The sequence below is a fragment of the Nocardioides sp. J9 genome, from assembly GCF_007829375.1.
In the GTDB taxonomy this organism is placed as follows: domain Bacteria; phylum Actinomycetota; class Actinomycetes; order Propionibacteriales; family Nocardioidaceae; genus Nocardioides.
This window is the reverse complement of sequence record NZ_VLJQ01000051.1, coordinates 14,789-28,203: the sequence shown is the minus strand read 5'-3', so window position 1 is coordinate 28,203 and position 13,415 is coordinate 14,789. Positions and strand designations below refer to the sequence as shown.

Sequence of the window (13,415 nt, the reverse complement as noted above, 5' to 3'; positions counted from 1 at the left end):
TCGCCACACGCGTCACGATCGCGATCTGTCGTCACGGTTAGGTGAAGGATTTCAGAAGTTCATTGACAAGTACGAGGTCATACGTCTTATCTTTGGGCATGATTTAGATCTCTTTGCTCGCGGGCGGACACGTTGCATGACGAGTCCGGTGACCCAGGTGCAGGCCATGTACACAGTCGTTCAACGTCTTCCGGGTCCGCCCGCGGCGTCACTGCATCTGGGGCAAGAGGGATTGCGTTGGTAAGGCCCGATCACAACGTCACAATCGGAGGAATACGGAACATGCGCCGACTTCACCTCACCGTGCACGCAGCCTGTGCCGTCCTGCTCGCCGCAGCGATCGCCGGCTGCGGCGACTCTGAGGACTCGTCCTCGGGAGATTCGTCCAGCCCTGGCTCCGACGCCACGCTCGGCGCAGCGGCAACGCTCGTGCCAGCCGACCTAGAGGGCGAGAGTCTGAGCGCTGTCGTCATGCAGGACTATCCGCCGTACGGATTCGTCGACAACGGCGAGATCGTCGGTCTGAATCCCGACATCATCCGGGCCATCAGCGCGGACTCGGGTCTGGACTTCAAGATCGACGGGTCTTCGTGGGACGCAATGATCCCCGGTCTGCAGGCGGGTCGGTGGGACCTCATGCACGCCTCGGCCATCATTACGCCCGATCGGCTGGAGATCTTCGACTTCGTCAGCACCGACAAGAACTACACCGCCTTCGTCACCGAAGCCGACTCTGATGTCACGATCGAGGAGGCCACCGACGTGTGCGGCCTCAGCTTCAGCGTCGTCAAGGGCTCGGTCGATGGCACCACGGTCGAGGACATCAACGAGAACGAGTGCGAGCCGAATGGCCTTGAGCCCGCCACGCTCCAGACGTTCGCCGGCAACGACGCCGCGATCCTGGCAGCGACGAGCGGGCGGGTAGACGCGGTCTCGATGTCCGGCTCGACGGTCCCCGACCTGATGGAGAAGACGGGCGACAAGTTTGTTGAGCAGCCGTTCCAGGGGGGCGTCACGTACGGCGGAATCGCCCTGGAGAAGGGTAGTCCGCTCGGCCCGGTCGTCCTCCAGGCGATGAAGGACCTGGTCGAGAATGGCACCTACGAGGACATCTACTCCAAGTACAACTCGACCGCCAGCATGCTGGACGAGCCCGAACTGATCACGGGGTAGCGTCCCCCGGCGGTGGTCGCAACGGATTCCGCGGCGCCCACCGCCGGGTCAGATCGGCTCACTTCACCAGCGAACGCTGTACAGGCGACCTGAACTATTCGCACTCTCGTGGCAACTGACATAGCTCAGAAATCAGCAAGGATGAGATCATTGGTCACTCGAAAGACCGCGAACCCGGCTTCGCCCGAAGGCACGCAACAGAGATCTGACGCGGTTGGAGCGCCCGGCGGGCAGAGTCCGTCTGGCATGGGCACCGCGGCGACCGGAACTGGAGTGGCGACTCACGACCTCCCTCGCACGATCCAGATCCCATACCTTCGCGTCGTCGGAGGCGGTCTCGCCCTCCTCGTTCTCTTCGCCATCGTGCGGATGCTTGTCACGAACGAGAACATGGAGTGGGACGTTGTATGGCACTACCTGTTCCACGAAGACATCCTGTGGGGCCTTGTCAGGACTCTGCAGTTAACGGTCATCGCGATGGTGATCGGCGTCGTTCTGGGCGCCTTGATGGCGTTGATGCGGCTGTCCTCGAATCCTGTTCTTTCGGGCGTGAGTCTTCTTTACATCTGGTTCTTCCGAGGCACTCCGCTTCTCGTGCAGATCATCTTTTGGTTCAACCTCTCGCTTCTCATTCCTGAGATCTCCTTCAGCATCCCGTTCGGGCCCGAGCTCTATCACGCTGACACCAACGACTTGATCACCCCGTTCTTCTGCGCCGTGCTCGCGCTCAGCCTGAACGAGGGCGCGTACATGGCGGAGATCGTCCGAGCAGGCATCCTCTCGATCGACCCCGGTCAGCTCGAGGCCGCGCACACGATCGGACTCTCCCGACGTTCGACCACGCGCCGGATCGTTCTGCCGCAGGCCATGCGCGTGATCATCCCGCCCACCGGTAACCAGGTCATCGGGATGCTCAAGACCACAACCCTGGTGAGCGTGATCGCTATGCCTGAGCTCCTGTACTCGGCACAGCTGATCTATGTGCAGACGTACCAGACGATCCCGCTGCTGATCACCGTCAGCATCTGGTATCTCGTCGTGAGCTCGATCATGACCTACATCCAGGGTCATATTGAGCGGCACTACTCCAAGGGTTCACGGGTCCCGACGTCCGCGAGCTACACCACGAGGACCCTTCGTGCGATTCGCGCTTCGATCGGCCGGCGGCGAGTGACTAACGGAACGGAGGCCGGACGATGACGCAGTCGGTAATCCGCGCAGTAGATGTTTGCAAGTCGTTCGGGGATCTCGAGGTCCTGCGCAAGGTCAGCTTCGAGTTGAACCTGGGCGAGGTGCTTTGCCTCATCGGGCCGTCGGGCTCCGGCAAGAGCACCCTGCTTAGGTCGATCATCGAACTCGAGACCATCGACAGTGGCGGGGTCTATCTCGAAGGTGAACTTCTCGGATACCGAGCTCAGGGCGGAAAGCTGCACCGACTGAGCCCCAGCCGTGCCGCGAAGCAGAGACAGCACCTGGCCATGGTGTTCCAGAGTTTCAACCTCTTTCCCCACATGACTGTCCTCGACAACGTGATCATCGGGTTGACCGTGGGTAGGGGAGTCGCGCCCGAGGTGGCCAAAAAGCGAGGGTTGGCGCTTCTTGATCGAGTGGGGCTGGCTGCGAAGAGCGGTGCGTACCCGCGGACACTGTCGGGCGGTCAGCAGCAGCGGGTGGCTATCGCGCGAGCTATGGCGCAAGACCCTCGCGTCATCCTGTTCGACGAGCCCACGTCGGCGCTGGATCCGGAACTGGTTGGCGAAGTCTTGGAGGTCATCAGGGACCTCGCCAGCGACGGGATGACGATGATGGTCGTGACGCACGAAATGCAGTTCGCCCATGATGTTGGGGACCGATTGATCGTTATGGATCAGGGAAGCATCATCGAGGAAGGCGCGCCGCGGGAGGTCATGGCGAACCCGGTCCACGAGCGCACGAAGCGGTTCCTGGGGATGATGCAGATCGCTGGCTAGCCCAGTCTGGTTGGCTGGCCGCGCGGATAGTGCGGTATTGGACGGCTGGAGCGCGGTCGGCTTGCGCCGTCGGCGACCTCACGCACCGATGTCGTCTTAACTCGGCAGCATGGCTCTGTGGGTCAACGGACGTGGGACGAGGGTAGACGACGATAAAGAGGGCAGGCGCTGGTGTAGAACAGCCGCGGGTGCACGCCTTGGCCGAGTGGAAAGCACTTCTGAATGTGATCTTCAGTCATCACACCGACGGAGCGCTCCGAGCAGCCGTCTCACTCGCAAATAGCATGAGCAGCCAGGAGCTACTTTCGACGGAGCATCTCAAGAGGTTCTACGACGAGTTTGGCTACACGGACCGTCGCGACGGCGAGCAAGAAGAACTCTCGACTGTCCAGGCAGTCCGTCCGACCCTGCGAGCTCTGCTCACAGCCAGAGGCGAGGATGCTGTCGCGATTGTGAACAATGTGCTGTCCGAGATTCGGGCTGTACCTCGGCTCGTCCGGCATGACCCATGGGGCTGGCACGTGCACGCAGTTGCCCCTAGCTGCGACTTCGCTACGAGGGTGCTCGTCGAGACCGCGATGGCGATGATCGACGTGATCCGGGCAGACGAGCAATCGCGCCTCAGCACGTGTGAGCAGGCAAACTGCTGCCGTATCGTCCTTGACTTGTCCCGAAACAGATCGAAGCGCTTTTGCTCGACCGGCTGTGGCAACCGCGCAGCGGTCTCTGTATACCGTGCACGCAAGAAAGGTCATGCGGTCGCGAAGTCGCCCAAAGTGGATCGGCAGTGAGCCGAGTCAAGTCGCGACGATGTCCACCTCGAGCTAGGGCGTGTACCCCCGACTTGCCCCCGCGGTGCAATTCCTGCGGACTACCAGTTGCAGGGCTTGATGCCAAGCGCTCGTAAGCGTGCACGGCCCTTGCTCAGGCCATTCGCAATGAGACGGCTAGGCAACCCAGGCTCGTCGGCTCACCTAGACCCTGGTGATTCCAAGCTTGCCCCGGGCGTACCCCGCCGCACCTTGGTGCAGCGGGACGAACTCAGGTCGCCAGCAAACCCTGTGTGCGCGGTCGGGTGAATGGTGATCGCCAGGGGTGCTGTCCTCGCCATAGGTGAATGCAAGAACTGGCACTCATTGGGAGGCACAGCATGTCGCAACAGACAGCTAGACAACGAGCACGGCGGGCCGCACGAGAGTTTGCTTCAAGACGCCGCCGCGAACTCATAGAAAGGGAGAAGCGGATTGTCGCTCTCGCGGAGGAGGTGATGGTCGCGATCGCAGAACGTGACTTTGCCGTTGCGGAAGCGGAGGCGCGAGCCGGTGAGGCACTTCGGCGATTGCTGGCAGAGGAGCATCTTGCCTTATGCGAGGCGCTGGTGTGGTGTGGGGATGTGGTGCCGGCGCGGGAAGCTCGTCGGTTGCGCCGGCTCGCTGAGATCGTAGACACAACGGACTCGAACGCCAGCTGAATGCGGTTACAACACTCAGGTATGAACCGCCGAGTTATGTCTGAACGACGCGGAGCGTCGCGACAGCTGGAGGTGCCTTAGAGGCGGGTGCTGCTTGCATGCTCCGAGCGATCATCTGGCCCTCCGCGGGGCGTCAGTCGCGATCAGCAGGTCGGTGCCAACGACTACTGCGGGCGTCGTAGGAAACTTGGCCTGACTTCCGGAAGCCTGCTGCGTCGTGGCAGCCGGCTCGACTCCGCTTGCGCCGCTCAAGGCGCCCGACCGGCTCGAACGGCGGAGTCGACTTCGGCCGATGTGATCGCTGCCGGGCCCGGATGACACCTAGGTGACTGCGGGACCCATCAGCGTCGCGCAGTCACCCAGGAGGAAGCCATGTCCACCACCGTCACCTTCGCCGGCAACCTAGCCGAGTCGCCGGAGCCGTACCACGCCCGGGAGAGCAAGCCGTTCGTCACCTGCCGCGTCCTGGTCAACCGCCGGGTCCAGAACGACCAGGGGGAGTGGGTCAGCGACGAGCTCACCGCCCACTACGTCAAGATCTTCGGCTCGGCCGCCACCCACGTGCACGACAGCTGCGGATCCGGTGCCCCGATCTTCGTCCACGGCCTCGAGCGCACCGAGAGCTGGCCGGACAAGGAGACCGGGGAGAAGCGCACCGAGGACGTCGTGGTCGTCGACAACCGCTTCGGCGAGGTCGGCATCTCGCTCAAGTACGTGTCCGCGCGCATCGACCGCGCCCCGCACGCGGCCCAGGCCAGCTGAGGAGGTTTGCTCCGATGGATCTCGTCGTTCAGTCCCCGGACGAGCTGCTCGCCGCGGTGCCGCACGTCCTCGGCTTCAAGCCCGAGGAGTCGATCGTCCTGGTGCCCTTCCGGCCCGGACTGCCGATCACCCGCGTTGACCTGCCCCGGACTGCCGCCGATCGCGAGGAGGTCTGGGACGCACTCAGCGGCCCGTACGGCCGCCACGCCCGGCCCGGTGCCCGCCTGGCCATCATCTGCATCACCGAGGACCGCCGCAGCGCCGAGCTGGCCAGCCAGCACCTGTCCAATCGTCTCCAGGACGTCGGCATCACCACCCACATCAGGCTGTGGGCCAACGGCGAGCGCTGGCGCGAGTTCAACACCGGCCAGACCGGGCTGCAGACCCCGTTGACCGCCGAGCGGATCGCGGCCGCGACCGTACTGACCGGCGCCGCCCAGCCGGCCGCCAGCCGCGAGTCCCTGGCTGCCTCGATGGTCGGCGACCGTGAGCCGATCGCCCAGCTGATCCGAGTGGCCCGAGCCGTGGCCGAGGCCAGCACGCCCGCCCTCGAGCGGGACTGGGCACTGGACCGAGTCGAGCAGTTCCACGCCGACGGAAACCGGCTCTCCGACCTCGACGGCGCACGGATGCTCGTGGCCCTGGAGACGATCAGCACCCGCGACGCCCTCTGGGAGGACATGAGCCGGGAGAATCGCACCTCCCACATGGCGCTCTGGAACGACCTCACCCGCCGAGCACCCGACGAGGTCCGCGCGGCGCCGGCCTCCATGCTCGGCTTCGCCAGCTGGCTGCACGGCGACGGCGCCAAGGCCTGGTGCGCTCTGGACCAGGTGCCCGGCGACCGGCCCTACTCCATGGCCGCCATCGTCGCCTCGGCCTTGCAGAACGGCATCCACCCCCGCGAGTGGGAGCGATACCAGACCCAGATGCGCGAAATCGCCGCCGACCTGGACGAGTCGTTCGTCCCCAAGCCACCCGGCCAGCAGCGCGACATCCCGGGCACGCAGCCCGTCACCGACCGCCCGGCCCCGGGCCGCTGAGGAGGACTGCGATGAACCCCGACGACGACACCCCGGTGCAGGACAGCGCCACCGAGCGAGAGCTGCGACGCCTGGTCGTGCCCGAGCCCGCGGCCTACGCCGCCGACAAGCGCCTGGACGTCATTCACGAACCCGACCTCGACCTGCTGTGGGGAGACCAAGAATGAGCACCCCGCACCCCGCGCGCCGACGTCGACGTCGACAGGGTGGCCCGCGTTGCCCGGTGCGACCCATCCGCTCAGCTTGAGAGAGTCGGCCGAGCTTGCCGCGCTGCTCGTCGGCGCCGATGACCACCCGTGGCCGCTCGAGCTCAGCACCCGCTAGCTGGGGCGGTTCAGCCGCGAGCCGGTTGCTCGGCGGCGAGCGGATGGCGGCGTATTCCCGGTCGCGAGGTGCTGACCGGCGATCACTCTGGTGGCTCCGAGGTTGGTCGTCAAGGTCGAGGCAGATACGGCGTTCGAGTACGGTCGCTGGCGGCACTTGACCCGTTACTGCGGCGTGCGACGGGATCTGTGCGGCTTAGCTGCGGTCGACGGCGGGGTGCGCAGGATGCGGCCAGCTCTTCGGGGTATGCGCGCGCTACGGCGCTGCGGATCAGTGCGTCGCGGTACGCGCGCGGCACGCGTCCTGCGGGCAGATGTGGCGGACGCTGGCGGTGTCCGTGCTCGTGTTGAGCAGGAGCGCGAACTTGCAGCCCTCGACGAGACCGAACTTGGCGGCGACCGCGCGCAAGCTGGAAACCTGGGCATTGCTCGTCATCCGCGTGACGCGCACCTCGCCGTGGCCCTCGGGGAAGGTAAAGTACCTTGTCGACGGCGCGGTTCTGAGGCCCAGATGCCAAGTGAGCCAGCGATTCACGGGTATGCCGCTGCCGCGAAGGATCTCGCGGTCGACTACGAGTTCGATGCCCACCACGTCTCCGCTGGTCTTAATGGTCGGAGGCTGCTTGGGTTCCGTGTCCTCGACGGGGACAGCGCCCCGTTCGGCCAGGTCATACAGGCCGGCGGGGTTAAGCCCGATGAGGTTGCTCGACAGGCACTGGTTCACGCGCCAATCACTGACGGGGTAACGGCGCTGTGTCTCAACGCGGAGTTGGTCGACGGGCAGCGGCCCGAGATCTCGGAGAACCTCAACCAGGGCGTCAACGGCGGAGCTATAGCGGTTCTCTGCGCCGGGGACGCGCCAATCGGAGAGCGCCCAAGTGCCCTCTGGTCGAACTTGTGAGAAGGCAGGGTCTCGTCGCATGTTCTCCCGCGCGGCATGTTCGCTGCATCCTGCCTGTGCTGCGATCTCATCCGCAGGTCGTGGTTCGCCTTCAAGCTTGAGCCAGAGATACGCCACGTCCCGGGTGACTCGCGCGGGACGAATCCAACCCAGATTGTGGGCGGCCAGTTTCCTGTTGCTCTGCGCGAGAACACTTCGCCAATCGAGATCCTCGGGGAGGCCAAGCTCGGCGGCGGCTTGATCAGCTTCCTCGTGGGTCAGGGGTGCGAGCTCGACCATGCGTCCCAGTTGTTGTCGCAGTCCGTTCGGCCGAAAGGTCCAGTACTCGGAGAGCGCCTCGGCCCAGGTGTGGGGATGGCTGACACCCAGGGTCTTGAGCAGACACCCCAGCGCGGTCGCGGAGCGAGCGTCCACAAGCGTCGCGATGCGACGGTCCGCCACGGCCGGGGAGTCGCCGAGCTCCGTGTGCAAGGCGGACATGAGCTGCGGGGCCTGTTGTTCCATCGCGCTCACGAGCGCGCTTTCAGAGGTCTTCTGTACCTGCCGGACGCGTTCGCGGGTGAGCTCCAGAGCCAGTCCGATCTCATATAGTGTCTCCCCAGCGAGGCGCCGGCGCAGGATGTCACGGCTGCGTTCCGGGAGAGTCGCCCAGGCGTCATCCAGCCACCCACGAGGCCCGAGGTAGCCTTGGTCATCGACCGTCTCGGCGCCGCCAGCTCTGGGCTCACCAGCGCGTCTGTGCTCATCCTGGGCCGACTCATCCGGCGCTCGAGGCGGGAACATGGTGACCCAGTCGGGTTCGGCGGGATGGTCGTCGCTCATAGTGAAACGTGCACGAGCCGGAGGTTGCATCGCTCGGCGAGTCGAAGGTGCGCCTTCTTCTCGTTGGCTGGAGTGGGTCTGGTGAAGGTCTCGATCACACAGATCACCCACGGCCGATGATCGCCCTCGGCACTCGCTGTCAGGGCGGCCCAGCACAGGTGCTTGAGGTCGCGGGCTTGAGCCCAGGTCAGGACGGTTTCCTCCTCCCCTTTGCGGGCGGTTAGGCGGAGTGGCTTGGAGCGGATGGTCTCGGGGTCCAGTTCCCAATCTGAGCCCAGCGCCTTACGTACCAGGGCTACTGGCACGTTCTGGGCACCGTCGACCAGCCGCGCGTACTTGCCGACACCACTGAGGGACCGACTCCATTCCTTCATGGGCCCGTCCTTGATCCAAACGCGCGTGTCGCCGTCAGAGAGGTACTCCCGTAGGCGGCCGCCGACCTCAGGGTCATCCACCCACTTGGCGTACTGGGCCGAATGCTCCTGCGGCGTCAGGCTCGCCCAGTCGAGCTTCTTTGCGTCGGCGTAGAGGCGCGTGACCACCTTCGTCTCTACTTCACGGGGAATACGCATCATTCGAGACCGATCGCTGTTGGGAATTGGAGGCGTACCTCATCCGCCGCTGTTTCAAGGTCGGCGGCGTCGCGGATCCAGTAGTCGAGGAGCGTGCCGGCGGTCTCGTCGTTGAACGTGATCTGCGAGCCACCGGAGAGCGGGAGGGAGAGTTCCTCGATGTCTCCGCCCCGGATCGCCGCAAGGGTTCGCTTGAGGTCCAGGCCGGCGGCGACGCGCCGCACGTCGGTGACAAAGTCGAGCACCTTCAGACTCTCCTTGCCCTCGCGCAGTCGGAGGCCGCGGCCGAGCTGCTGGACGAAGATTCGTCGGCTGTGGGTAACACGGAGGAAGGCGATGAGGTTGACGTCGGGTACGTCGACTCCTTCGTTGAAAACGTCGACGCACGTGATGATGGGAACCCGGCCGAGTCGGAAGGCATTGAGCAGGATCTGACGTTGCTGTCTGCTGAGCCCGCTGTGCAGGTACGAGGCTCTGCGCCAGCTCTGATCCGCGCCAGCGAGCAGAGTAGCCATACGCTCCGCGTGCTCGATTGTCTGGCAGAAGACGATGGCCCGCGGGTCGCGGATCTCCCGCCAGGCCTGCCTGAACTCGTCGACGATCTCCTCGTCGCGTTGCGGCAGGAAGAGAGCCTTGTTGAGTTCCTTGATGGAGTAGCCGTGCTCGCTGGCGTGGCGGACGAAGTCCCAGTCGAGGTTGTCCACGTACATGCGGTAGTCCACTTGGGCGAGATACCCGTCCGCCATGCCTTCGGCAATGCCGAGGCTGTACGAGGGTTGCCCGAATCTGGACGTGATGTCGAACTTGTCACCTCGCCATGGCGTAGCCGTCACCCCGAACTGGCGGGCGTCCTGACACTCGTCGAGGAGCTGGGCAAACATGCCCGTCTCTCCGACGTGGTGGGTCTCGTCAATCATGATCAGCGATGGACGCCAGCCCGTTCTGACAAGGCCAAGCACTGAATCGATTGTCGCCACGGTGACGCCTTCAAAGGAAGTGGGTCTGGTGTCGCCGGTGAGGACCTGGGTTGGCACTGACTTGTCCAGGTGACGCCATAGAGCCTTCTCGAGCTGCTCGACGAGTTCCTTCATGTGGGCGACGACCAGGATCCTGGCGTCTGGGTGGCTCTCGAGGTGACGCCGTATGACCTCGCCACCGACCACCGTCTTACCGAGTCCGGTCGCCAAGACGAGCAGGGCTCGGTTTGTGTCCTCGAGGTCCGCTTGAATCCGTTCGGCCGCTTCAAGCTGGTAGGGGCGCAGCTCGTACTTAGACAGGACGCGTGCGGGCATCTTCGCGTAGATAGCCTCAAGGGTCGGGCCAGCCCAGGCGTCGACCTTTATGCCGATCCCGCCGAGGGCCTTGCGACGTGCCTCGGCGGTGGCGTTGAGGCTCGTGTTGGTGACGACGACGGCATGGTCCGCTCCGTAGCGCGACCGGGCCCGCTCGGCGTCGTCGACGCCCGTGCGGTCCACGGCGCCTCTGCTCGAGAACTTGCACTGCAACACCCACTGCTCACGGTCCCGGACCGCCAGGATGTCCGCTCCCTCGTCGCCTGCGCCGTCGATGATTCGGACGTCCGTGAACCCCAGGTGCCAAAGCGTCCGCTCGGTTGCGAGGGTGAGTCCTCGTGGGCCGCCCGCGAGGAGCGCGCGAGGGGCAAGGAACCCGCTCACTGCTCCTCCGGAGCGAGTTCTTGCTGGAGGAGTTGGAGGCTCAACCGCGTCCGGCGAAGCTGGCTGACGCTCGGCGATGCCTGGAAGGTGAGGAGTGTGGCGACGTCGTTGAGGTATCCCACCACGCGTGCGAGGCTGAGTCGCCTCGAAGAGGGCGACGTCAAGGAGGTGTAGGGACCTGCGAAGACGTTGCCCTCCATGAAGGGTTCCGGCCAGTTCTCCAGCAGTTTCACCAGGTAGAGCGGAGGGGCGTGGAGCAGGAACCGGCCGCTTCCTACCAGCGACGCGGTGAGTGTGTCGCCCCCGTCGGCGATCAGAGCGTTCTCGGTCTGCGTCTGCTCGTCGGGGTCGAGGTAGCTCAACGCCCGCTGAGTATCCGAGTTCACGTTGTCTGCCATGCGCTGTCTGATGTCGGCCAGTAGTTCGGCGGCCTGCGCGCGGATGACGGCGGGGTCCACGGCTGTGTCCGGCAAGCAGCTTGCGCGCAGCCGTGCTGCGATCTGCGAGTGGGTCAGGTGACTGTCCGCCTTGACCTTGAGTGCCGCACTCACTTCGGCCACCAGCAGTTCGGCGGGCTCGAGGCCGAGCTTGGTGAACGCTTCGTGCGTCAGGTCGATGAGGGCGGTGGCGGTGCCTCCTGGCCCGAGCGCGAGCCAGATCGGTGTCGGGTGGTTGTCGGCGTCCTCGATGTGTTCATGGAGCGTGCGCGTCTCGACCTGAAGCTGTCCCAGGTCGGGTAGTCCGAATGTGCGACTCAGTTCCGGCATGATCTCGCTGGAATCCACGTATCGGGCGAGCCGCTCCTGGACCGTTTCCGGCTTTGCCGGCGCGGTGCGTTCGGGTTCGGGTGTGGTTTCCTCCGTCGTCGAGGGTTCGTCGGTGGGAGTGGAGCCCTCTCCTCCGAGCGCGGCGATCACCGCATCTTCGTCGGCCTGGTCCTTGGAGTCGCCGGTCGCTTTCGCCAACTTGGCGGTCTCGACACGCTCTTCGTGGATGAGGACCTGTGCCCACCACTTCTCGTCTGTTTGGTAGTCCGGATCGCCAGCCCAGAACTTGCGCGCCCACTGTCGAGTCTCCTCGTGCAGCGGCCGGTTACCGTCGCCGGGGACCAGACACCTGCGCCCGGCGGCGTTCCTCCGATATCCCTTGTGGAGCCGGGCAAGGGGGGAGTTGTTCTCCGGGTATCCGGCTGCCTTGGCCTTCTCGGGCTGAAGCGGGGCCTCGCCGCGCAGGTAGTCGACAGCTGCCTTCCAAGCGCGGTCGCTGTACTCGAAGGCGGTCTTGTCGTAGTGAACTGGGACGTAGTCGAGGTGGATCTCACCGATCAGCCGTCCCCCCTGGTTGACCAGCTCGATCGGGTACTCGACGTCCACGCCAGCGGTCGGGTCGTTCGGATTGGTCCAGTTGAACAGCCGCTTGTCGTACTGCAGGATCTTGCGTCCGTTGCGCAAGAAGTCGATCCCGAACTCGCGCTTGTCGAGGTGTCGTTGCACTCCGAGCCAGCCGTGCAGGCGCCGTTCGCGCTGACGGAGTTCGGAACTGCCGCACTGGTCGCAGATGTCCTTGCCGAGGTTCTGCCAGTTGCCACATATCTCGCAGGCGTCTGCGGGCTGGAAGGTCTGGTCGATCTCGATGTACGCCGGGATTTTCTCGGCGCTCGCCCCGTTGCCGTAGATGATGAATCGGTCGTCGCCCCAGCGGCATAGCTTTCGAGGCTTGACCTTGGTCCCCTGGACCCATAGCTCGTACGGCTTGTTGTCCAGGAGCCAGCCGTATACCCGCCCCAGGGTCGTGCGGAGGTTCTCGGCGTTGCGTTGGAGCCATTCGGCTCGAGCGAGATGCAGATTGCTGACGATGATCTTGGTGCCGTGCTCGCTCGGGTCGTCCTTGGGTTCGTTGATGTCTGGTGCCTCGAAGTCGGGGCCGAGCTTGTCGAGGTCGATTTCGACACCGATCCACTCCGGGTCGCCTTCGCGAGTCGTGAGGACGCGCGTGCGGCGTCCGAGCCGAGCGGTGCTCACGTTGAATCCCATGCCGAACAGCCCCAGCTTGTCGAACCTGTCGTTGCTGGACCATCCGGCTTTGACCGCCTGCTCGAGCGTGGTCCGGGTCATGCCCCGGCCCGTGTCCTTTACGACCACTTCGGCCCCAGCGAGGCTCGCGCCGGGCCCGGGGAGGGTCACGCTGACCTTGTAGCCTCCAGGCCAGGAGTGACCGCCTTCGATGATGTCGGTGAAGTCGTCGAAGGCGTTGTCGACGAGTTCGGCGATGCACTGCCACTCGTCGAACTCGATCTCGCCGAGCATCCGAAGGATGCGTGGGGAGGGGGTGATGTCCATGAGCGCGGTGGCCCTTTCAGGTCGTGGGACTCAGGGCCGCAGGCGGCGCCTGTGGGTTGTCTGCGTGGACGCGGTTCCATGCGTCGCGTAGCGCGCTGGACCGTTCGGCGTTGTCGGAGACGTCTCCGATGTACCGCTCTGCGGTCCGTCCGGAGCCGTCCGACCACCGGAGGTATGCGTAGACGCGCCGGCTGTCGCTGTAGCAGCGCAGTGCGACGCTTCCAAGAGCCGTGGCGCCGTCCTGGCGTCTGATCAGGCGCGCTTCATGGCCACCGGCAGCCATATCCTGCTCTGCCGCGCGTTCGCTGCTTGTCAGTCCCTTCGCGGGCAGATACAGGGCGGGGTCGGGCTTGGTTGCTCGGA

The 13,415-nt window shown here is 64.9% G+C and carries 11 protein-coding genes; 7 read left to right on the top strand and 4 right to left on the bottom strand.

Going from position 1 to position 13,415, the window contains the following annotated elements:
* Positions 1-282: 282 nt before the first annotated feature.
* The 7 genes from L615_RS04355 to L615_RS23110 all read left to right on the top strand — a co-directional run bounded on the left by L615_RS04355 (position 283) and on the right by L615_RS23110 (position 6,586).
* Positions 283-1,173 (top strand): transporter substrate-binding domain-containing protein, encoded by an 891-nt coding sequence (locus tag L615_RS04355; protein ID WP_145724249.1) that lies wholly within the window; start codon positions 283-285, stop codon positions 1,171-1,173.
* A 246-nt stretch (positions 1,174-1,419) separates the two neighbouring features.
* The gene (locus L615_RS04350; protein ID WP_145724248.1) at positions 1,420-2,373 is read left to right on the top strand and encodes an amino acid ABC transporter permease; all 954 of its coding nucleotides are present in this window, start codon (positions 1,420-1,422) and stop codon (positions 2,371-2,373) included.
* Positions 2,370-3,143, top strand: a complete 774-nt coding sequence (locus L615_RS04345; protein WP_145724247.1) for an amino acid ABC transporter ATP-binding protein — start codon at positions 2,370-2,372, stop codon at positions 3,141-3,143. The genes L615_RS04350 and L615_RS04345 overlap by 4 nt, the downstream gene beginning before the upstream one ends.
* Positions 3,144-3,331: 188 nt before the next feature.
* Positions 3,332-3,934 (top strand): CGNR zinc finger domain-containing protein, encoded by a 603-nt coding sequence (locus L615_RS04340; RefSeq protein ID WP_261376552.1) that lies wholly within the window; start codon positions 3,332-3,334, stop codon positions 3,932-3,934.
* A 1,052-nt stretch (positions 3,935-4,986) separates the two neighbouring features.
* Entirely contained in the window at positions 4,987-5,376 is a 390-nt protein-coding gene (locus L615_RS04335; RefSeq protein WP_145724246.1) for a single-stranded DNA-binding protein, read from the top strand.
* A 14-nt stretch (positions 5,377-5,390) separates the two neighbouring features.
* The gene (locus L615_RS04330) at positions 5,391-6,419 is read left to right on the top strand and encodes a DUF4192 domain-containing protein (protein WP_145724245.1); all 1,029 of its coding nucleotides are present in this window, start codon (positions 5,391-5,393) and stop codon (positions 6,417-6,419) included.
* An 11-nt stretch (positions 6,420-6,430) separates the two neighbouring features.
* A complete protein-coding gene (locus tag L615_RS23110; RefSeq protein WP_186449726.1) occupies positions 6,431-6,586 on the top strand; it encodes a hypothetical protein in 156 nt (51 codons plus the stop codon).
* Positions 6,587-7,013: 427 nt separating this feature from the next.
* On the opposite strand, the gene L615_RS04325 is transcribed toward L615_RS23110, so the two are convergent.
* Genes L615_RS04325 through L615_RS04310 form a run of 4 tightly spaced genes read right to left on the bottom strand, consistent with a single transcriptional unit; the run spans position 7,014 to position 13,052 of the window.
* Positions 7,014-8,465, bottom strand: coding sequence for a sigma factor-like helix-turn-helix DNA-binding protein (locus tag L615_RS04325; protein ID WP_186449725.1), 1,452 nt, complete (start codon positions 8,463-8,465; stop codon positions 7,014-7,016).
* The gene (locus tag L615_RS04320; protein ID WP_145724243.1) at positions 8,462-9,007 is read right to left on the bottom strand and encodes a hypothetical protein; all 546 of its coding nucleotides are present in this window, start codon (positions 9,005-9,007) and stop codon (positions 8,462-8,464) included. Before L615_RS04320 ends, L615_RS04325 begins: the two co-directional genes overlap by 4 nt.
* A gap of 29 nt (positions 9,008-9,036) precedes the next feature.
* The gene (locus tag L615_RS04315; RefSeq protein WP_145724242.1) at positions 9,037-10,713 is read right to left on the bottom strand and encodes a DEAD/DEAH box helicase family protein; all 1,677 of its coding nucleotides are present in this window, start codon (positions 10,711-10,713) and stop codon (positions 9,037-9,039) included.
* Positions 10,710-13,052 carry an ATP-binding protein gene (locus L615_RS04310; protein WP_145724241.1) on the bottom strand — a complete coding sequence of 781 codons (2,343 nt, stop codon included), beginning with the start codon at positions 13,050-13,052 and terminating at the stop codon, positions 10,710-10,712. Before L615_RS04310 ends, L615_RS04315 begins: the two co-directional genes overlap by 4 nt.
* Positions 13,053-13,415 lie beyond the last annotated feature (363 nt).